The organism is Thalassotalea fonticola (assembly GCF_032911225.1).
Taxonomy (GTDB): Bacteria; Pseudomonadota; Gammaproteobacteria; order Enterobacterales; family Alteromonadaceae; genus Thalassotalea_A; species Thalassotalea_A fonticola.
Window position 1 is genome coordinate 1,289,187 of record NZ_CP136600.1, and the last position, 20,994, is coordinate 1,310,180.

At 37.7% G+C, this 20,994-nt stretch carries 18 protein-coding genes; 4 read left to right on the plus strand and 14 right to left on the minus strand.

Going from position 1 to position 20,994, the window contains the following annotated elements:
- Positions 1-3: 3 nt before the first annotated feature.
- The 3 genes from RI844_RS05300 to RI844_RS05310 all read right to left on the minus strand — a co-directional run bounded on the left by RI844_RS05300 (position 4) and on the right by RI844_RS05310 (position 3,103).
- Positions 4-954 (minus strand): DUF58 domain-containing protein, encoded by a 951-nt coding sequence (locus tag RI844_RS05300; protein ID WP_348397406.1) that lies wholly within the window; start codon positions 952-954, stop codon positions 4-6.
- Positions 955-1,002: 48 nt separating this feature from the next.
- Positions 1,003-1,971, minus strand: coding sequence for an AAA family ATPase (locus tag RI844_RS05305; protein ID WP_348397407.1), 969 nt, complete (start codon positions 1,969-1,971; stop codon positions 1,003-1,005).
- Positions 1,972-2,080: 109 nt separating this feature from the next.
- Entirely contained in the window at positions 2,081-3,103 is a 1,023-nt protein-coding gene (locus tag RI844_RS05310) for a hypothetical protein (RefSeq protein WP_348397408.1), read from the minus strand.
- A 284-nt stretch (positions 3,104-3,387) separates the two neighbouring features.
- On the opposite strand from RI844_RS05310, the gene RI844_RS05315 reads away from it, so the two are divergent.
- Positions 3,388-4,326 (plus strand): LysR family transcriptional regulator, encoded by a 939-nt coding sequence (locus tag RI844_RS05315; protein WP_348397409.1) that lies wholly within the window; start codon positions 3,388-3,390, stop codon positions 4,324-4,326.
- A 184-nt stretch (positions 4,327-4,510) separates the two neighbouring features.
- Here RI844_RS05315 and RI844_RS05320 read toward each other — a convergent pair whose 3' ends face one another.
- From RI844_RS05320 to RI844_RS05335, 4 genes are all read right to left on the minus strand, one after another.
- Positions 4,511-6,016 carry a DUF1254 domain-containing protein gene (locus tag RI844_RS05320; RefSeq protein WP_348397410.1) on the minus strand — a complete coding sequence of 502 codons (1,506 nt, stop codon included), beginning with the start codon at positions 6,014-6,016 and terminating at the stop codon, positions 4,511-4,513.
- Positions 6,017-7,056: 1,040 nt separating this feature from the next.
- Positions 7,057-8,121, minus strand: coding sequence for a DUF1254 domain-containing protein (locus tag RI844_RS05325; protein ID WP_348397411.1), 1,065 nt, complete (start codon positions 8,119-8,121; stop codon positions 7,057-7,059).
- 135 nt (positions 8,122-8,256) lie between these two features.
- Positions 8,257-9,060, minus strand: coding sequence for a transporter (locus RI844_RS05330; protein ID WP_348397412.1), 804 nt, complete (start codon positions 9,058-9,060; stop codon positions 8,257-8,259).
- A 170-nt stretch (positions 9,061-9,230) separates the two neighbouring features.
- Positions 9,231-11,165, minus strand: a complete 1,935-nt coding sequence (locus RI844_RS05335; RefSeq protein ID WP_348397413.1) for a fatty acid desaturase — start codon at positions 11,163-11,165, stop codon at positions 9,231-9,233.
- 269 nt (positions 11,166-11,434) lie between these two features.
- On the opposite strand from RI844_RS05335, the gene RI844_RS05340 reads away from it, so the two are divergent.
- Entirely contained in the window at positions 11,435-12,103 is a 669-nt protein-coding gene (locus RI844_RS05340) for a TetR/AcrR family transcriptional regulator (protein ID WP_348397414.1), read from the plus strand.
- An 86-nt stretch (positions 12,104-12,189) separates the two neighbouring features.
- Here RI844_RS05340 and hmpA read toward each other — a convergent pair whose 3' ends face one another.
- The 3 genes from hmpA to RI844_RS05355 all read right to left on the minus strand — a co-directional run bounded on the left by hmpA (position 12,190) and on the right by RI844_RS05355 (position 15,000).
- On the minus strand, positions 12,190-13,371 hold the full coding sequence (gene hmpA / locus RI844_RS05345) for an NO-inducible flavohemoprotein (RefSeq protein WP_348397415.1): 1,182 nt from the start codon (positions 13,369-13,371) through the stop codon (positions 12,190-12,192).
- Positions 13,372-13,490: 119 nt separating this feature from the next.
- Complete coding sequence (locus RI844_RS05350; protein ID WP_348397416.1) at positions 13,491-14,726, minus strand: NnrS family protein; 1,236 nt, start codon at positions 14,724-14,726, stop codon at positions 13,491-13,493.
- A gap of 1 nt (position 14,727) precedes the next feature.
- Positions 14,728-15,000, minus strand: coding sequence for a hypothetical protein (locus tag RI844_RS05355; RefSeq protein WP_348397417.1), 273 nt, complete (start codon positions 14,998-15,000; stop codon positions 14,728-14,730).
- A gap of 217 nt (positions 15,001-15,217) precedes the next feature.
- Here RI844_RS05355 and norR point away from each other — a divergent pair, with 217 nt between their 5' ends.
- A complete protein-coding gene (gene norR, locus RI844_RS05360) occupies positions 15,218-16,810 on the plus strand; it encodes a nitric oxide reductase transcriptional regulator NorR (RefSeq protein ID WP_348397418.1) in 1,593 nt (530 codons plus the stop codon).
- Between the two features lie 109 nt (positions 16,811-16,919).
- On the opposite strand, the gene RI844_RS05365 is transcribed toward norR, so the two are convergent.
- From RI844_RS05365 to RI844_RS05375, 3 genes are all read right to left on the minus strand, one after another.
- Positions 16,920-17,267, minus strand: coding sequence for a CoA transferase (locus RI844_RS05365; RefSeq protein ID WP_348397419.1), 348 nt, complete (start codon positions 17,265-17,267; stop codon positions 16,920-16,922).
- Between the two features lie 140 nt (positions 17,268-17,407).
- A complete protein-coding gene (locus RI844_RS05370; RefSeq protein WP_348397420.1) occupies positions 17,408-18,595 on the minus strand; it encodes a CaiB/BaiF CoA transferase family protein in 1,188 nt (395 codons plus the stop codon).
- Between the two features lie 141 nt (positions 18,596-18,736).
- Entirely contained in the window at positions 18,737-19,270 is a 534-nt protein-coding gene (locus RI844_RS05375) for a DUF4136 domain-containing protein (protein ID WP_348397421.1), read from the minus strand.
- 203 nt (positions 19,271-19,473) lie between these two features.
- On the opposite strand from RI844_RS05375, the gene RI844_RS05380 reads away from it, so the two are divergent.
- Positions 19,474-19,992, plus strand: coding sequence for a hypothetical protein (locus RI844_RS05380; RefSeq protein WP_348397422.1), 519 nt, complete (start codon positions 19,474-19,476; stop codon positions 19,990-19,992).
- Positions 19,993-20,005: 13 nt separating this feature from the next.
- On the opposite strand, the gene RI844_RS05385 is transcribed toward RI844_RS05380, so the two are convergent.
- Positions 20,006-20,803 (minus strand): hypothetical protein, encoded by a 798-nt coding sequence (locus RI844_RS05385; RefSeq protein WP_348397423.1) that lies wholly within the window; start codon positions 20,801-20,803, stop codon positions 20,006-20,008.
- Positions 20,804-20,994: the final 191 nt, after the last annotated feature.

Sequence of the window (20,994 nt, forward strand, 5' to 3'; positions counted from 1 at the left end):
CCATTAACCAATCACTAAACCTAACGCCTTCCTAAGCTGCTTTTCAGTAGGAAGTAAAGTATTGAAAGGTAGAAGCGGTATTCGGTATTTACGTGCAGTTACTCTAAAGTTATCAATTGCCTGCCTAACATCCTGTTGGAAAGCTTGTTTCAATTGTGCTTTGTCTGAGGAAACTTCTATTTGCATAGCACCGTCACTGACTACCATTTGCTTCATGCTAGCTAATTGGTGTTCTAGTGGGTCAGTAACATGACAGCAAATAATATCGTTGTGTTGGCTAATGGTTTTAACTAACTCTGCACATTTATCATTCCACCCCATGCCGTCACTTATAAAAATAACTAAAGCATCGTGACCAACAATTCTCAACGTTTGTTCAAACATGTTTTCTAATGACAAACTGATGTTGGTATTGGCCACACCACTGCTTAATGCTCGGTTTTGCTTACAAATCTCAGCTAAAAACTGCAACACATGATGCTTACTGCGTTTGGGAAGAATGGTCAGGCTGTTTTCGCTATTAAAGACAATACCACCGACTCGATCTGTAGCTTCTAGCGTACGCCAAGCTGCCAGAGCAGCGATTTCAGCGGCGATAACTGATTTGGTTTTGCCCTTGCTACCAAAGAACATAGATTGGCGTTGATCGACCAACAAAAACACGTTGCGTTCGCGCTCCTCTGTATACACTTTTACGTGTGGTTTGCCAGTTCGCATAGTGACTTTCCAGTCCATGGTGCGTATATCGTCGCCCAACTGGTACTGGCGCATCTCTTCAAAGTTTAGACCGCGACCTCTCAGTTTAGATACATTCTTACCTGCCAAAATACTATTAATTGGTTGCTTGGGGCTGAATGAAAAGCCACGTGCTTTAAATTGTAGGCGTGTAAGCACATCTAAATTGGTATAGATATTAAGATCAATTTCTTCTACTTTTTCTGGTGTAGTCGCCATGTGTAGAGTCTCTCAGGTCATCATAAATAAGCAATTAAACCTTGCAGGTTAAGCCACTGCAACTTGCTTTAATATTTCATCAATTACTTGGTCGGGCGTAATGCCTTCAGCAAGAGCATCATAGCTCAGCATTAATCGGTGGCGTAACACAGCATGAACAACTTGACGAATATCATCAGGATCAACAAAGTCTTTACCATTTAACCAAGCCATTGCACGTGCGCTTTTATCTAATGCCAAGCTTGCACGTGGACTCGAACCGACTCGTATCCATTTTGATAACGGTGAATCAGGGTATATCTGTGGCTCACGTGTTGAAATAACAACAGACACCATGTAATCAAGTACAGCATCACCGCAGTAAATATCTTGGACTTGTTCTCTAGCATCAAAAATACACTGTGGATCAATCGGTTCAAATGATTCTTGGGTTGGTTTTTCTTCCCCACGAACTAATTTAATAATTTGGGCTTCAGCCGCTTTATCAGGATAATCCAAGTTGATCTTCATGAGAAAACGATCCATTTGTGCTTCTGGTAGTGGATAGGTTCCTTCTTGCTCCACTGGGTTTTGAGTTGCTAAGACCATAAATAGTTCGGGCAATTTATGAGTTTTACCAGCAACGGTAATTTGCCTTTCTTCCATAGCTTCTAACAGAGCAGCTTGTACTTTCGCTGGTGAGCGATTAATTTCATCGGCCAGCAGCAAGTTGTTAAATACTGGCCCCGGTTGGAACGTTAACGTGGGTTTGCCATCTACTTCTTGATAAACCTCTGTTCCCGTTACATCTGAAGGTAATAAATCAGGGGTAAACTGGACACGACCTAGGTCAACCGACAAGGCTTTAGCGAGAGCTTTGATCGAGCGAGTTTTGGCTGTTCCGGGAAGGCCTTCTAGCAGAACATTACCATTTGTTAAAAGCGAAATTAATAAGGTTTTAACCATATGTTTTTGACCAATAACAGATTTTTCCATTTGGCCTTGTAACTGCTTGATTATATTTAAGGTGTCACTCATTAGTATTCCTAAAAGAATCAGATTTTTGTCATTAACATTAAACTTTCTGAGGGTTTAAAAGACTCAAAAAACCAACCAAGAAGGTTGGTTTTCTACTGATAGGCAACTATCACTTTTGAGCTTTTACAGCTGCTATGATTGGGTCTTCAGGTGAATCCATGACTTTTTGGTTCACACCATAGTGGCGTGAGGTAAAGGTGAAATCATTTCCTTTGGTGTCAATGTTATTTTTTGCATTGTCACCACAGTTAAATGAAATGGTAATAGTCCCGTCATTATTTTTCTCCCACCTATGAGAGTTAACATTGTTAACCCCTTCCATTAAGTACTTGCTGCTATCATAAGCGGTAATTGAAGTGAAAAACTTGTTTTTAGGATCTTCAAAGGTTGATGTATAACAAATACTTGCTTTCATTTTTGGGCTGTTTGCATATTTATTACCGACCATGGCTTCTGGACTTGCCCCCCCCCAACCAGCAGCATTTTCTAAGTTCCACTGGTGAAGATCTGTGACCTTATCTGAAGTACGTGGAAAGGTATAAGTAAACTTACTCATATTATTTACCTCTTGCGTGTATTTTTTTACCCACGCCTCTACTTCTTCGTAATTGTAAGGTTGAACTTGGTAGTTGACAGCAAAGTTAAACTGGCTAACATCCACTTTTTCTAATTGTGCACGCGCATTTTCAATACCTTTTTCGGTGCCTGAGCGGTAAATGAAGAAAGAGTAGCCTGACTCAACTGGTAAACTATAGTTACCATCTTCAACAACATAGTGCTGACCATGACCACGCTCAGTTATTACTTGCACAGCCATATAGTTATTTGTTTCTGGAATGTTAAAGGTTACTTTACCATCTACAGCTTTCACAATTGCAATACCGTAAAGAGTATCATCGTTCATTTGCACGGTTGGTGCATCCTTTCCGCGAGGCGGTAAGCCTTTCATTTTTGCAAATTGTTTGTTTGCACCTAGCGCAGTCCAATTACGAAAGTTACGAGAAGTCTCAGCATGAGTGAAGTTTTCTTCATTTACAGTTAATGATTTAGCCGTCTCTGAGCTCGCGATTGGCGCGTATGTTGTAAAAATTGCCGTGATTGATAATGCAATAATGGAAGTCTTAAAATTCATGTTGTTACCTTTTAAAGCTTAAGTAATTGATATTCATAATAAACTATAGTGTAGTTTGTTAAGAATGCTAATAAAAAATGTCCGTACTGAAATTTAAAGTTAAAACTCCAGTCAGCGCTAAAAACATCTAAGAGCATAGCCCTTGGTTTTAATTAAACCGTCTATTTATTTCAAATTAGACTGTTCAACATTTGTTCAGATGGGGCTAGTATATACATCGTTGTATTATTTGAAAAATGAGTTATTATTATTAACAAATATAACCAAATGGAATAGTAGGTAAAGTGGAAAGTGAACAAATACTATCCAGGATAGATTTAAATTTGCTTATAGCTTTAAGTGTACTGTTAAAAGAACGTAATGTGAGTCGAGCTGCTGATAAGTTATTTATCAGTCAACCAGCGATGAGCAAAACATTGCAAAGGCTCAGAGATACATTTGACGATCCAATGTTTTATCGAACTAGCGATGGCATGATGCCTACAGAGAAGGCGCAATATCTTGGTAAACAATTGCCCCATATTATTGCCCGATTGGAAAAGCTCGTTAGTTTACCAGATTTTAGTGCTGCTTTATGTGATAAAACCTTTTCTATATCTATTCCGCCATTATTAGCTCACGGTTGCATTTTAGATTTATATGAACGGCTTACTATTGATGCTCCCAATGTCAGTATTAGTGAGCATCCTCCAATGTCTAATCCATTTCAGTTGATGGAGAATGGTGAATTAGATTTTGCGATTTATTCATCTAGTGATGTGCCTGCATTATTTAGTGCAACTTACCTAGGAAATGTAGACTTAAGTATCTATGCAGGGCTTCAACACTCGTTAGCCTCAAAAGATAAGGTTACTTTAGAGGATTGCCTACAATATCAATTTGTAAACCTAATTGTGGAGTCACACTCAAAGGTGGCTTTTTCTCATCCCGTAGAGAGCTTTCTTATCAAAAAAGGAGTAGAGCGTAAAATTAAATTTTCAAGTCACCAATTACAAGTGATACTTGATATATTACAAACAACAGATAATTTGCTTATAGCTCCAGAAAAACTTGCTTCAAAAACAAATACTGTTGCTAAATATGTTCCAGTATTTCACTTTGATTTGCCCAAAAGAGAGCGACTTAAGTTCTATTTAGTCGAGCATAAACGCACACAAGACAGTGCTGCACACGCTTGGTTTAAGAAATTATTAATAGATAATTTATCAAACTTTAATCAATAATCTATTTAAGTGGTTAAAGCAGTATGACAGTTCAAAGTTGATAAGGTTGTAAAGAGCAGGGTAAAAATTGAAACACCTTTTAGCTTCCAATGAAACTACAATCAACTACAAAAAAGTCCAAGGGCTCATGAAGTGACCTTGGACTTTCATTAAAAACCGTCAACCTATTCCAGGTCGGGGCTGTTTATTTTACTAAGTGGAAGTCACTTGGTTTCCATGATTTATCAAACCATGTTTCAGTTGGACCATATACTCGGAAAATCACGTTGTAGCCTTTTCCTTCAATTGTTTGAACCCAGTTACCTTCAGCACCTTTTGGCGCTTTTGGAGCAAAATGAATGGTTATAGTACCGTCAGCATTTTTCTTAACACTTTTGTTAAGGCCGTCGATCCCAGATGAAACCTGATCAGTTTCAAGCATAGAACGGGTTTGATTATCGTAAACCATAAAAGACCAGAATTTTGTTACAGGTGCATCTGCTGGCAACGTCACGGTATAGTATTTTGAACCATCTAATAGATTGTTTTCAACATCGCGAGTTGCTAAGCGGTAATCCGAACCAGCGCCAACCGTTTTAGTGACCATATCTGGTGTAATACCGGTTGCCATGAAATGGAACATTGCGCGATCATTGGCATTGACTACCCCATGTTCGTTATCTATAAATAAATGGCCGTTAACTAATGGCGTAAACCATTTACGATCGTCATAAGTTGTAACAGACTCATCTGGATGGAAATAGTAGCTACGTGCATCAGCAGTCGCTATTTTAGATGCTTCTTCTAAAATCCCTTGCATTCTCGTATCAGGCTTAAACGGTTTACCTTTTTCAATGCCTAATCGTTTAGCAAGTGATAACCACTCCTGATCAAATACTGCAGAAGGCTCGTGTTGTATTAGAGCATTAACTTCGTCGTAGAAGCTCTCATCCATGGCATGTACTGTGTTGTACTGAACACCCGAAAAGTCTACGAAATTAGTACGTTCTTCTTTACCGTATGAATAAAGCTTCATCGTATCTTTAAGTGTTTGGACGTCAGCCTTCATTGTTTTAGGCGTAGTGATAATACGGAATAACAACCAGTGTCTGTAGCCTTCAGTTTTTACGTGTATATAGCCTTTAGGTAGTTCGCCTTTGTATGAGCTATGGTAGAAGAAGTATTTACCCCCTTTCCCTTTATCTTGTGGGTGAGTCACACCAACTCGTGACACGAATTTAAATGCGGCATTATCTACCAGACCTAGAATAGGGCTGCCCACTTCAAGAACAACCGGGCCACCTTTAACATCAACTTCACCTGAAACGTAAGGTGTTGTTGTATTGGCCGTTAACCAAATGCTTTTAGCGTTTAGTAAGCCTTCAGAAATACCTATGGTACGGTTGGGTTCCATACCTATGCTTACATGGCCTTGTAATAAGCCGTAAATAGATGCTACCGGAATACCAGATAAAAATACGCGAACAGCGTCTGCCGTGTCAACAAAGTCACGAGCCTTCTCGTGTGTGCTTAAACTTGGCGCGCCATCTGTGTAGTTCATTGCTCCTAAATATTTAGACTCTACTTTATTCGGTGTAATAATAGAATCTGGAACTTTGGCTTCATAAGTTGCCGCATGAGCCATACTCATAGAGCTAACAGCGAACATTGCAGTAAATAGTACTTTCTTCGGTGATTTAAACATACTCATAATCCTTCTAGGGGTTGGATAATAATTAACTGACGATAATATAGTCATTTGGCCAATTACTATCCAATATCTTTAAATGATTAGCATTATGCACACGGCGCATATTGAATTATCACTTTAATTAATATCACTTATATTTATTGCGCTATCTTTCCTTATATTCAAACTGAATGGGTACCATGAATATGGTGGTTAAATGGTTGGCAATTTCCTGAGCTAGCTCAGTTGATTGCTCCTTCTGGTTTGCAATGGTTGGAAAACTGATACCTAAGGATATACTTAGTAATGCTATAATTTGGAATGTGCATGACATTTTAACTCCCTTTCCTGCTACTTATGTTCACAACGTTTGTTGAAAGCCTGGCTTTCTTTAATAGAACTTACATTTTGTATGTTTTTTTATTCGCAAGTGTCTAAAAAGTTAAAGCTTTTTATAAATAGAAATATTAGTTCAGGTTACTTTTTTTACCAGTTTTTTGATAAAAAGTTCGTAATTTGGATAATTGTTTGGCGCTAAAGCCAACTAATGAAATGACTATTGAAAAACCTTTGATGATTTTTGGCTGAATAATCAAAATGAAGTTTAAACTGATTGGGTGCTCGCCCCATATGATTGAAGCCTACCGACTTGGCTGCTTCTTTAACATTGTAATCTTAGTTCAACAAATCCTTCATCGTTTGTAGTCGATGCAGGATGGTAAGTGTTTAGTTGAAGTAATATTGAAAAACAAAGTCGATGGCCAACATATCAATATTTTAACTTTCAATAAAGCTTAATCCTGAAAAATATTAAAGCACCAGGTTACTATCTATAATGTATTTTAACTTTGATCTTTTAGCGTAGTTTGGCTTCTGATAACAACAATAAAACATATTAAAGATATTGACCAAATTACCCCTTTTAATATTACTGAATTTAGGTCGGTATGCACATGTTCGGCTCTGAACGTTGCACCTCTTAGATAGGCTTCTAAGTGGACATAAAAGAAGGCCTATAAAAAGGCCCTCTTTTGTTTTGCTTCAGGTTAGTTAAATAATGGTTAGCTATTATTTAACTTTACCAATGGTAGTAAACGGTAGCCATCATCTTTAACTCGATCTGATGGAATGTAGTGACGAATACCTAGATTGAAAACCCCTGTAGCGTTTTCAGTGGCAATGTTATTAAGTGCGTCGCTGCCACAACCAAAACTAATTGTGTAAGTGCCATCCTTATTTGGTTTTGCTGTATTTGAACTTAAGTTAGCAAGGTCGTTAAACATAAAACCATTTTTATCATAAACAGTGATAGACCAAAACGCTTTATTTTTAGGGTCTTCAAAAGTAGCTTGATGACATTTATCCATCGGGTAGTTACCCGAAACTTCGTACACGTTATCTTTAAGTTGAGCGCCGCCCCAACCTATAGCCGCACCAATACCATATTTTTGTTTGGTAAATAACTCTTTTGAAGAGTCACTAGGATCGGTAAACATACCATAAAGTGCTTCAGCACCTTCCTTTTTAAGCAGCGCAGGCATTTGCGCTTTTAAGCCATTTTCAACATTATGGAACGACGTTTTATCTACTTGCATCGATTCAAACTTATTATTTGATTTCGCCGTGATTTTCATTTGATCTTGTATTTTATGAGCTTCTTCTTTAGAGAAAGTCGCATCTAAGCGAATAACTAAATAAAGGTGGTTTCCTGTGTGTGTTGTTAAATTGAACGTACCAGACCCATATTGCATCGCTTGAATACGATGATCTTCAGTCACTGGTTGCACTGACATATACTTCCCCTTAGGGATATCAGGCATTGTAATATAAGCGCCTTTAGATACATCAACTACCGCCATTGAATAATAGGTATCACGATTCATTCGAACCACAGGTTGTTGGTCTGTAGGTGTTAATTCGCGTTTATGTAATAGGTTATTAACCCCAACAAGATCTTGGTTTTTCAGCATTTGTCGTGATGTTTCAAGCGTTGGGTAGTTATCTTCTGTTACTACCGTACCGCCTTTGGCATAAAACTGGTCCAAAGTTGAAACTGTATCTCCAGCCATAGCTGAAAACGTTAAAAGATTTAAACTAAGCGCTGTTGCTAATACTACTTTATTCATTTTGTATCCTTCAATATCATTAAAAACAGTTTATTCATTTAAATATGTTGTCTACCTAAATAGTTTAATCAAAAACAAAAATAAAACAAATGCATAATTAACATTATGCATTATGCCATATAGGCATATACAGATTCACTTAGGGAACAGCAAATATAGGTTAAGATTTAATGACATCCCTTCAGGATCTCCCGGTGCCGACTCAAGCCAATACTTAAAACCGCCACCAACTAAAATTGGTTGTTCGCCAACCATAAAAAACTGTGAAGCAGTTAGTGTTAATGGGATAGACCACTCATCATTATTCCAGTTATAGTTTGTTTCAGAGGTAAGCTCTATGGTCATCGCGCCTTCGGTTGTATAGTCAAAGAATGGCTGAATAAAGGTGTTACTATATGTCCCTCCTATATGCCCTTCTGCTGAATATACTTGGTTAGCTAAAAATCCATAAGTTTTAGAGCCATCAACTCTTAATGCGATAAACGATCCACCAAAACCATGCTCTTCAAAACCAAGGTAATCATCGGTAGCGCTATCAAATTGCAGATATGGTCCGTAACCGGTTATCCAGCCATTTTCAGTAGGCTTATCTGGTGAAAAAAACAAACTCTCACTAATATCACCTATTCCTTGTTGAGACCCTGCCCCAGGAAAAATATCATCTTGTTGAATAATCGGAACTATGGTTCTAGTAATTAGATTCCAATCTTCGCTCAACTCAAAAGGTATGATGGGTTGAACAAAAATCGTGCTGCGCGTTCCATCATCAACCGGCCCTATATTTTCATTGTATTCAAATTGAACTGGCACCATGATCATGGTGGTTAGCGGGTTGGCAATTTCTTGCGCTAATTCTTTGTTTTCTTGTGCTTGAGAGAAGAAACTGACTAACAAAATCAAGCTACACAAACATGCTGTTAGTCTTTCAACTTTTATCATTATATTACTTCCCTGAAAAATTTTATTTACCTATTAATTCAGGTTAATACATAAATAGAAATAATCCAGACAAGTTGTTGTTTTTTTTGAATTATAGGCACTAAGCTAGTAGTTTAAAGCCATCCATGGCGGTTTAAATTACTAAATAATTTTAGTTAAACTTGTTACTCCTAAAAACTTATTTCTAATGTTTTAGTTGTTGCTCTTGTTACGCAAGGCGTAAACAATTTTTGTTCTTGATGTTCATTAGTATTGAGTACCATATCTTTGTGCTCTACTTCACCTGATTTAATTTTACATTTACAGGTACCACACACACCGTTTTCACAAGACATGGGGACGAAAATATCATTTTCTTTAAGTACCTGAATAATCGATTTATCTTTAGGGATCAAAAACTCTTGTTCATGACCGGTTACTTTCAGGGTGAATTCTTTGTTTGCATTAACATCTCCCTGCTCTGCCCCGGTAAAGCTTTCTTTATTAAATTTCTCTTCAGCTACACCTGCTGTTTGTGCGCTGCTTTCGATGTAGTTCATAAAACCTTCAGGACCGCAAACATAAACGTTGGCAGTGGTATCAGCAGATAATACTTGTTCGGCATTTAATGCTGCTATGTCTCTATCATCATCAATATATACATTAATGTTGTTGGCAAATGGCAATGAGCTCCACTGTTGTTTGAATGCCCACTTATTATCACTGGCAAAGCAATAATGTAATTCAAATGGCGTTCTTTGATGATGTAACTTCCAAGCCATAGCGAGCATAGGAGTGATACCAATCCCGCCAGCAAAAAGTAATACATTAGACGCCGGTTTTAAGGCAAATAAATTACGTGGTTTACTGATCTTAACAACTTGACCAACCTTGAACGTTTGATGCAGTAATTTTGAACCACCCCGACCGTTTTCTTCACATTGCACCGCTATCTGATAACAATTGCTTTGTTGATAATCATTACAAAGGGAATATTGACGAACTATTCCGTCTGCTACCTCTACATCGATATGCGCCCCAGGCTCAAACTCAGGCAAGCTTTGTGCAGTTTCATTTGGTTCGAATGTATAGCTGTTAATACCTTGAGCAACCTGCTCAACCGCAGTGATAGTCACATATAAATACGATTGCATGTCTTGATTTTGAGCATCTATATCTTGCTGAACTTGCTTATACAGTTCTTGGTTTTGCCTATTTAATTGAGTAAATTTTTCAGCATCAATACCGATATTCGCTAAGTTTTGACGTTCAAAAACATCTTTTCCTAGTTGCCATGCTTGCCAGTTTCGATATATAGGCATGTTAGGGTATAAATGATGGATTAAATGCCTGTTCTGGCCAAAATAAACTGTCGCAAAAGGACTGTCAAAGCCACGAATAATCGACGTAGTCATAAATGGACTTTGCTCTTTTACACTGCACTTTTGGGGAGGATGCTGCACATAAGCAAACATTAAAATAGCCACAAAAAAACCAATACGCTGTGGAATAACATACAACATTAAAAACTCGTACCAATAAGCTGAAGTGAAACCGAGCACTAGCACCGAAATATATATGCTCATAGACAGAAGGTTTATAACATTGGTGCTTTTGGGAGCGGAATCACGATTACAAAAGCTCCAATAACACCAGTAAAAGTCATGAGTAAAGATTTTAAACATTCTTGTTAACCAAACACCTTGATATAAGTAATCATCAGGGTCTTCCACTCCACAAGTATCGCGGTGGTGAGTAAGGTGTTGATGTCTAAATTGCACTATAGGCAACTGCGGATACGGTATACAGGTAAGTAAAGTACCTAAGATATCATTAACCCATCGGTTTCTTGACAGTACTAAATGTGAAGCTTCATGAACGGTTAATATGAAGATAAAAAATGTGTAAGTACTTAATAACGTTAACCACCATGCCGATAAATTGCCTGCTAACCATTCAGTAGAAAGATAAAACCATGCCATTAAGCTTAACAAACAGCTTATTATTAAAACCCAATTTATCACAGGAACATAAAGCAGTTTTTTAAACTCAGCTCTTGCTGCCAGTTCTTTTAAATCTTCGATTGCTGCTGTCGGCATTTGCCCTTTTATAGTGTGTGTATTCATGGTTTACCTATTGATGCTCATTTTACGCATCATTAATGTATCAATTGGTACATAAAGTATCGCAGAATGTTTATTCGATCAATAGAAATTTGCTCTTTGTGCTGTTGTCAATGTTACTGATTACAGATAGGGGTAATTAAATTGCTGTTATTACAAAGGTATTTACTTTTATAATGATTATTATAAATGTTGTTATATTTATACCAGTTCGCGTAATGATGTGATCATTATACGGATTGGTATTACTCAGGAAGGTAGGTTATTTCAATATGGCTAGACCAGTAAAAACAGAACAAGGCAAGGGGAATGTTGAATGGACCAAGCAACAATTAATTCATGCTGCTGCTGAGCAATTTTCAAAATTTGGCTTTGAAGGGGCTTCGTTGAGTAAAATTCGCGAAAAAGTTGGCGTTAAAAATTCAACAATTTTATATCATTTTAAATCTAAAGCGGGTTTGTACCTTGCAGTAACCGAACATTTAGAAAGCAGCTTTGCCAGTACATTGAGCGAGTTGATCAACAGTAATGAACACTTAACAGCATTAGAACGCCTTGGTGTTTTTTGTAAAACCTTGCAAAGCTGGGGCATAGAACACCAAAACTTTACCGCCATAATAATTCAAGAAATGATGAATAAAGAGCTGCATAGTGCCAATAGCCTTTTTTACCAGAATATTGGTGCGTTATTCCAACAAGTAATTGCTTTCATTAAAGGCGATGAAAGTGAAGATGTTTGGCTAGACGTAAACTGGCAGGTATGTATTGTTAATATCATATTTTCTATTTTAGTCGGGCAAGCAGTTTCGGTAGCAATTCCTATGGCAATGGGAATTGATGAGGCAGAATATCGAACTCAGCAGCTTGATGAAATCATACGCAACCAAACGCTTGCTATGGTTAGAAATAGAGAAACTGCGCTAGAATTCTTACGAGAATAATACCAATCTGCATAAGAAATGAGTTGACGATATATTTATGCAGAATGGTATAAGTAAAACAACGGGCTTTAAATTATAACTAAGCTTTAAAGACTTGCATGCGGGCCAAACACTTCATAATGAACCCTTGTTTCACACACTCCTAAGGTTAACAGCTGCTGTTTGGCAAACTGCATAAAACCAATCGGCCCACACAAGTAGAAATCACCATCACTGAGTGGTAGTGACTTACTTGAAAAATCCATAACGCCATGTTCTATATTTTTGTTCTCGCTTATTTCATCACGATACCAGGTTGTTTGCTGCCAGTTTTTGTCAGCGGTTAGGCTTTGCACTCTTTGATTAAAAGAATGCTGCTCTTCGTTTTCACAAGCATGTAAATAGTGCACCGGAAACTGATAATTGTTCTGCGCTAACGTTTCAAGCATAGATTGCATTGGCGTTATCCCTACTCCAGCGGAAAGTAATACCACAGGCGCGGCTCTATCAACAAAGAAGAAATCTCCTGCTGGTGCATTGACGTTTATTACATCGCCAATAGCTATGCCATCATGCAGGAAGTTTGAAACAATACCCGGCACACCAATAGTTTCACGTTTTACCGAAATACGATAGGTTTTGCCGTTAGGTTTATCTGACAAGGAATATTGACGAATTTCTTTATAGTCACTACCTGTCGGTATTACTTCTACGCCTAGGTACTGACCTGGGGTAAAGTCAATCACGGGTTGTTTATCTACAGGCTCTAAAATAAAGCTTTTAACCAGCTTTGATTCAATTATTTTGTCGATAATTTTAAATGCCCTTTTTCCTGTCCAGCCACCCGTTGTATTCGCATTGGTTTGGTAAATTTCATCCTCACGCTTAATAAATATTTGTGCCAGAAATTGATAGGCACTGCCCCAGGCTTCTTCGACTTCACTGGTAAATGCTTCGGGGGCAAGCTCTCGTAGCGTTTCAATTAAATGATGACCGACAATTGCATAATGATCTGCTTGAATATTAAAGCTGGTATGTTTGTTGGCAATACGTTCTACCGCCGTTGTTAATACCAATAAGTTTTCAATATTTTTCGCGTATGCAGCTATCGCTTCAAACAAAGCAACCTGCTGTCTACCAGTGTGTTGGTTAGACATATTAAAAATATCTTGCAGCTCAGGGTTTTGACTGAACATGCGCTTATAAAAGTATGAAGTAAGCTCTGGACCGGCATTTTCCAATAACGGAATAGTGCTTTTAATAATGGTGATGTGTGCATCTGTTAACATAAGTACTCCAAAAGGGGTTAGCCTTTTACTTGGTTGGTTAATTAAAATAGTTAGTAAGCCAATTTCATTGCAAAAGGCTCAATCGGTTAAATGTGTGTAAAGTTTTAAACTGGTGAAAATTATTTGGACAGCTTAGCGCTAGATAAAATGGGTATGTATATGCTTAAAAATATAAAGCCAGCAGCTATCCACAATATCGCGCTCAAATTCCAGGCAAGCTGTATTTGCTCAAACATTGGCAGCAACACTCGTGCTACTGCGGCACAAAACATGAATACGAAGCTGACCGATACTAATTTATGCGGCTGTAGTTTTCGCCCAGTGTGCCCTAGTGACACTCGGCTCATCATTGCCAGGATCATTAAGCCCATTGCGCCAATGGTTATCATGTGCAAAGCGTCGCTGAACAATATAACTGAGGTTAAATAACTGGCGCCTAGCAACAACAAACCAATAGCCAAACTTAGATATGACAGGTGCAATGACCATAATAATGAAACTTTAATCGTTGCCGCGCTATGCCAATAGCTTAAGCGGAACATGTGCAATAAACCGGCTGAAATCATTAATGCTGCGGGGGTAAAAGGCAAAGCAATAAATTGCCCGGTAAAGAATACTAGAATTCCTAATATGGACGTTGTAAATAACAACGGCGTTAAAAATTCTGGACTATTAATTTTGCCAATTTGAGTTGCCGAATTGGTGAAAAACGGAATAACACGACCGCCTAAAACGCCCATCAGTAAGCCAAACATTAACACTGCGGTTCGGGAAAAATGTAACGCTAGATCGGTTCGACCTTGCAAATCTAAAACGAGTACACCGATATTCAAACACATTAACACCGACAGTAGAGCAATAAATAAATAGTTGCGACGGTTTTTCGCCTTTAATACCAAGGAACTAAATGTTGCAATAACAACTAACCACCATAAAGTTTGTAATATAACGGCGCTATAAATATAAAAAGACTCATCAATAAATAAACTAACTCGCACCAATAACCACAGGCATAATAATAGTATTACCGCCCCGCCCTTAATGCTTTCTCTGCCTGTCCAGGTTTGAACTGCAGTTAACAAAAAGCCTGCCGCTACCGTTGCAGCAAAGCCGAACAGCATTTCATGAATATGCCATACAGTTGGTGTTAATCCATTGCTAAAAATTATGCTAAAGCCGTTTAAATACCCCAACCAAAGCGTTAACGATACAATAGATACTGCAGCTGCGCTGACAAAAAACGAACGAAACGCTAAATCAAAAAATGAATGTTGGCTAAATCTTTTGCTCATTGAATGTTCACTTTCTACATCATTTTGCAAATGAGTAATATCAGGGTCGGTTATGGATATCATCTTAAAAAACCTTCTCGCCAAATGCATGTAGCGCAATACAACGTAGCACATAACCAATTTTAACTAAGCCAGCAAAAATAATAGTGGCAATATGTGCTGACACTTGTGCCGAAATACTGAAGCTTTCATCAAAACCAAAGGTAATCGCAATACAAATAAACACAATAAGCAGCGACGTGACCATTAACCAATTACCTGCAACCAGGCACTTTTGAAAGTTTAAAGCATTGGTAATGCTTGGCAGTTGACCTGCTAAAGCAAAGTGTGAATACATAATTTTAATTCCAATATCTATTTATGTGGTTAATCTATACTTAGTTTTGCAACTGCCATGCCAACAATTAAAAAAAACACAACACAAATAAAAACAATAACTTAATACACTTGTTGATATTTAACACCTTTAAATAGAGTCAAATTGACTACCGAAACATTGTAGTCATAGTGACTCACTGATATCATAGTGACTACAACAGTTAAGAGCATCCTGTATGAATCAAATTACTTCAGCCGCATTATTAGAGTTAGCAATAGAGTCAAGCAAAAGCTTAAATTCAAAAGACAGGTTTACCCGTTTGCTTGATACGGTAAGAAAAACCATTGTTTGTGACGCGGTCGTACTACTTTCTTTTCATGGCGATAGATTGAAACCGATAGCCCTGCAGGGGCTAAGCGCTGATACATTAGGGCGCCGCTTTATCATTAGTGAACATCCAAGATTTGAAGTTTTATGTAAAGCAACCACTGTTGTACGTTTTGAGGCAAATAGTCCTTTACCTGATCCCTATGATGGCTTGTTGTCTGATCGTGAAGGTGATTTGCCGGTACATGCGTGTATGGGCTTGCCACTGTATTTTAATAATAATTTAATCGGTCTGCTTACCATAGACAGCTTAACGCCACATGTATTTGATAACATCCCTGGTCGTACCCTTGAGGTGATAAACGCCATTGCCGCAACCTCATTAAATACCGCATTAATGCTCGAACAACTCGAGCAACAGGCAATTCACAATCACAATGTGATGACTGAACTTACGCAAGAAGCATTGTTAAGAGATGGTGGCGAAATTATTGGTACTAGCGATAACATCGTGAAGCTAAAGCAAGAAATAGACATAGTATCGGGCTCTGACTTTAACGTTCTTATCCACGGTGAGTCAGGCGTTGGCAAGGAACTAGTTGCCCGCACGTTACATAAAAACTCGCCAAGACAAAATCAACCATTGGTTTATGTTAACTGCGCGGCATTACCTGATAATTTAATAGAAAGTGAACTGTTTGGTCATGTAAAAGGGGCGTTTACCGGTGCAGAACATACTCGTGCCGGAAAGTTCTCTCTTGCAAATGGTGGTATTTTATTTTTGGACGAAATTGGTGAACTGCCTCTTTCTGCACAAAGTAAAATTTTACGAGCCATTCAAAACAATGAAATCCAACCCGTCGGTCAAGATAAAATAGAATACGTTGATGTTCTCATAATTGCCGCTACCAATCGAAACTTAAAGAACGAAGTTGAGCGAGGTCACTTTCGTTCAGATTTATATCATCGACTAAATGTTTATCCTATTACGGTGCCACCACTTCGGGACAGAATTGGCGATGTACAAATATTAACCGGATATTTTATTGAACAGAGTAGGCGTAAATTAGGTATTGCTCAGTTAAAAGTAACTCAACAAGTTATCAAAATATTAGAACAGTATGATTGGCCTGGTAACGTACGAGAATTAGAGCATGTGATTAGCCGCTCAGCCTTAAAAGCAAAGTCTCGACAGCGCACCAATAATGTAATCAAAGTTGAGGTTGCAGATTGCGATGATCTAGTCAGTTCGAATAAATTAGCCAGCAATAATGATATAAATGAATTAAGTGAGCATGAGCAGAAAGTTAATACCGAGCAAAGTATCAATTTGCGTACAGCGACAGAAGATTTTCAACGGAATTTAATTTCTTCAATACTATACCAAGAACAAGGCAATTGGGCAGCAACGGCCAGACGGTTACATACCGACAGAGCTAATTTAAATCGAATCGCTAAACGTTTAAATATTAAAGTGTTAAAAGTAATAAGTGAGCACTAGATCAAAAACGTCTTACTGAAGGTATACCTGAAAGTTGGATACTTTATTGAGCTGCTTTCATGGCCCGAATTCGAAAACCTATCGGGCTCAAGCTTTTTTAGTTTAAAGCTTAAGCGGCAATAATTTTATTTGGTACAGGCGATACGAAAATATCGAGTGTACGTAACAGTTCGGTCCAAAAGCCTAAGTCTTTTTCACTGATCACCTGCCGTATGCTTTCTCTTAATATTTGCTGCTCATTTTCATCGCCAGAGCTGATAAATTTTTGCCAGTTAAATTGACCAATATTATCTAAGAATTCTAATAAAAAGCTTTTATTTATTGTACCTAAAGATAAATAACGGTCATCAGCAGTACGAAAATATTCATAATAATTACCTCTAGATAGCATCACGTCTGTCAATGCAGGATCATGTTTTTGCGGCCCTATAAGAGATAAAAAATACTGCTGTGTCATAAATAATCACCCTGCTTAAAATTTGAGCAGATCATACGTAATTGTATGAGCCGTTTCTAATGCTTTATCCGTATAAATAATATGTTTTAAAAGCATAATGTTTAGTTGCTTAATATTAATTATTTAATGGCTTGGTATAACTACTTCACAATTTTATTAGTAGTTAACAACCCTATTTCCTCTGCAGTAAACCCTAAAGCCGTTAAAACACTTTTAGTATTTTCATGATTAGGCTCTGTGGTATACATATTTAAAGGATCAGGGGTTACTGAATTGAATTTAATTGCCGGAGCAATTTGGTCTACAACATCTCCATTATTGGTGGTCACTTTAACGAGCATATTTCTGTCTTGCATTAATTGTGACCTTGCTGCTTGGGATACAGTTAACACAGGCTCTACGCAACAATCTAGCTGACCAAATAACGTTTGCCAATGCTTTATTGATTTTGTCGAGATTACTTTTTGAACATCCTCTTTCAACGCGGCTTGTTTCGTTAAATTATTTGAATAACATCGATTTAGCCAATCTGGTTGGCCAATACTTTCAAAAAAACTCTGCGCAAATTTAGGCTCTAAACTGCCAACCGATATGTAGCTGCCATCAGACGTTTGATAGTAATCATAAAAATGACCACCATTGAGTACATTTCCACCTAACTCAGGATCTACATCTGCTCCCACGGCACCGGCGCCAAACATAGCTGTTAAGGCAAATGCAGCATCGGTCATACTGATATCTAGATGCTGCCCTAAACCAGTTGTTGAACGTTCAATCACCGCTGCCATAATACCCATTACCGCATGATGAGAGCCGCCAGCAATATCTGCTATTTGGGTGCCACTTAATACCGGACCTGTCACTTTTGTGCCACTAAAGCTTGCAAGACCTGATAACGACAAATAATTAATATCGTGTCCGGCTCTATCTTTAAAACATCCTGTTTGGCCATAGCCGGTGATTGAACAGTATATTAATTTTGGATTAATAGACTTTAAACTATCATAATCAAGACCAAACTTGGCCATAACACCCGGTCTGAATTGCTCTACGATAACATCGTATTCAGCAATGAGCTTTTTAACAATATCTACCGCTGCTTGTTGCTTTAAGTCTAAAGCGATTGCTTTTTTATTTCGGTTTAGCGTCAGAAAGGCATGCGAGCTGCCGTTTAATGTTGGGCTAAACGATTTGACTAAATCATGACGTCCCAGCGCTTCAATTCGAAGCACATCAGCTCCCATATCGGCAAGCATCATAGTTGCGTAAGGACCAGGCAATAATGTAGATAAATCAAGAACTTTTAGTTGTGATAATGGACCTGCCATAAAGCTTAAAACACCTTAAATTGTAATAGCTAAGCATGACATTGTAGTTTGATAGTATTATTTAAACATCGCCCGAACGGGTGAAATAAAACCAAGCGCATGAACAACGCTTGGTTTTATATTATTAAGATGGATAGATTATTAGCTGGTTTGAGTTGGAAATTCACTAAACATAGCTTTAATAACTTTTGCTATTTCTTGGCTACGCTCTTGAGGAGTATCAAATTCTTTAACTGATTTATGGATTGAACTTCGCCAGATAGATTTCTGCGATTTATTGTCAACCACATCAATAATTATCGTGCCTTCAACGTAATCTCGGGCACTAATATGTGATTGTCCATACGCACCGTACCTTGAATATGAAACAGGTGTTGACGTTACTTTCACTTTATCTTTTGTTACCACAAAATAATTGATCAACACATCTGCAGAACTTTTATTTTCTTCATCTAAATTAAGCTTTGCTAATTCTGCTGAAATAGAGTCGTTAATACGATCTCTATTCATATCGCTAAGATAAGGGTTTTTATACAGTTCATCGCCAACAACATGAAAACTATCAACCGAGTTAAAGTTATACGCATTGTTATAATCACTTTCTGCCTCATAGGTTGTACTACACGCCGATAACAGCGCCAGCAAAGGTATAATCACTAATTTAATTGCTTTCATAAAAACCTCATTTATCATGCATTTAATTTATTAACTGGAGCAATAATAAATGCATAGCACTAATACATCCAATAACAAAAACTGATGGGGTAATATGCACATAGCGCATAATGCTTAGTACTGTAGTTAAACAATGATTACCCATCTTATTATTTACCGACTACACTACTGTTATTGTACATATAAGCAATAACGGGGTTAGGATGAGTTTAGCTGAATTAGTTGCTCTTGCTGAAATTTGCGGAGGTTTTGCTGTTTTAGCAACCTTGATTTATTTGGTCGTGCAATTAAAAGAAAATGCAAGACTGATGAAGGCAAAAGCCACCACGGCAACCTTTCTTGGTTGGTCGCAATGGAATGATCGTATGAGTGTTCACCCTAACAAAGATCTGTTTATTCGATCCTTTCATGCTAATGAAACAATAGAGAATTTTAGTCCAGAAGAAATTGCCGTGTTAGATTTTATCGGACGCGCCGCGATACAAAGATTTATGGCCGGCTACTTTCAATACAAGGCCGATATTTTAGACAATGAATCTTGGCATCATACCATTAGCTTTTGCCACAGTTTTTTGGCGTTACCGTTTTGGTCAGTGTGGTGGCAAGAAGAAAGTAAGCAAATGATTTATTCCGAAGAATTTATCGAAGCAATTTGTTCCGCGCCCATCGTAAAATTATCAATAGGTGAAGTATTTAATCAGCAAGTGCAGACGCAAACTTAATTAAAGATGAAATCTAGAAAGTATAAGTGACACCTATGCCTGGCCCAGTTATTTCCATATCATAAATAAAACCATCTCCTTTAAAATCTACCTTTTGGTAACGGTAGAAATATTTTAACTGCCAGTTTTCCGAAATTTGATGGTTTATCGCAATATGAGCCATGTAGGCTTCGTCAACATCTCCTAACCCGCCAACTTCGAGACGAGTATTGAAACTAAACTTGTCACTAAATTGCCAAGACGTATGAATGCCAACAAAACCATCGGTCCAGCTATCACCCATGGTAATTTCACTTGGCAGTATGCCACCCGAAGCATCAATGCTTATGTCGGTATCTAAATCCATATAACGCACGCCAGCATAGCCATACAGTTGAAACGTTTCTTTGACAACAAATTGATAGCCACCAGCTACATCTAAAACGGTACCGCTAATTTCCAAATCAATTTCAGCACTACTATTGCCAACAGCCGTCGTGAAAGATTTCGTCGCGTTATCTGAAACTTCCAAGTAAGTAAATTCAGTAAATAACAACCATTTATCTTTTTTGCCAGCAAAGTTGAACATGGCGCCTAAATCAGTACTGTCGATAAGATCTTGGAAGTTTATATCGATATCTGCTGGCGGCGGGTTAATGTCGCCATTAGGGCCTAATCCATAAGCTCCGGCAGAGCCTTCATTCGCTGCTGCCCACACATAGGGCGTAGCTTCAAATTGCCATTCTTCGGCGTTAACAGTATTACTTACAGCAACGCTTGTTAGAGTTAACGCTGCTAACGATGAGCTAGTAAGAACATTTATTTTTGTCATATTAAGATCTGTATAAAATAACTAATAATCATTATTTTAAATAACAACAGATCTGCTTTTCTAATTACTTTAATGCAAGATAATTATTACTCGCTGTAATAATGGCTTTAAATTAAATGCGCTTAATTAAAAATACAGTAAGCATATGAAATATTGAAATATTCTTTATTTATTCCATCTAAAAATTGGTA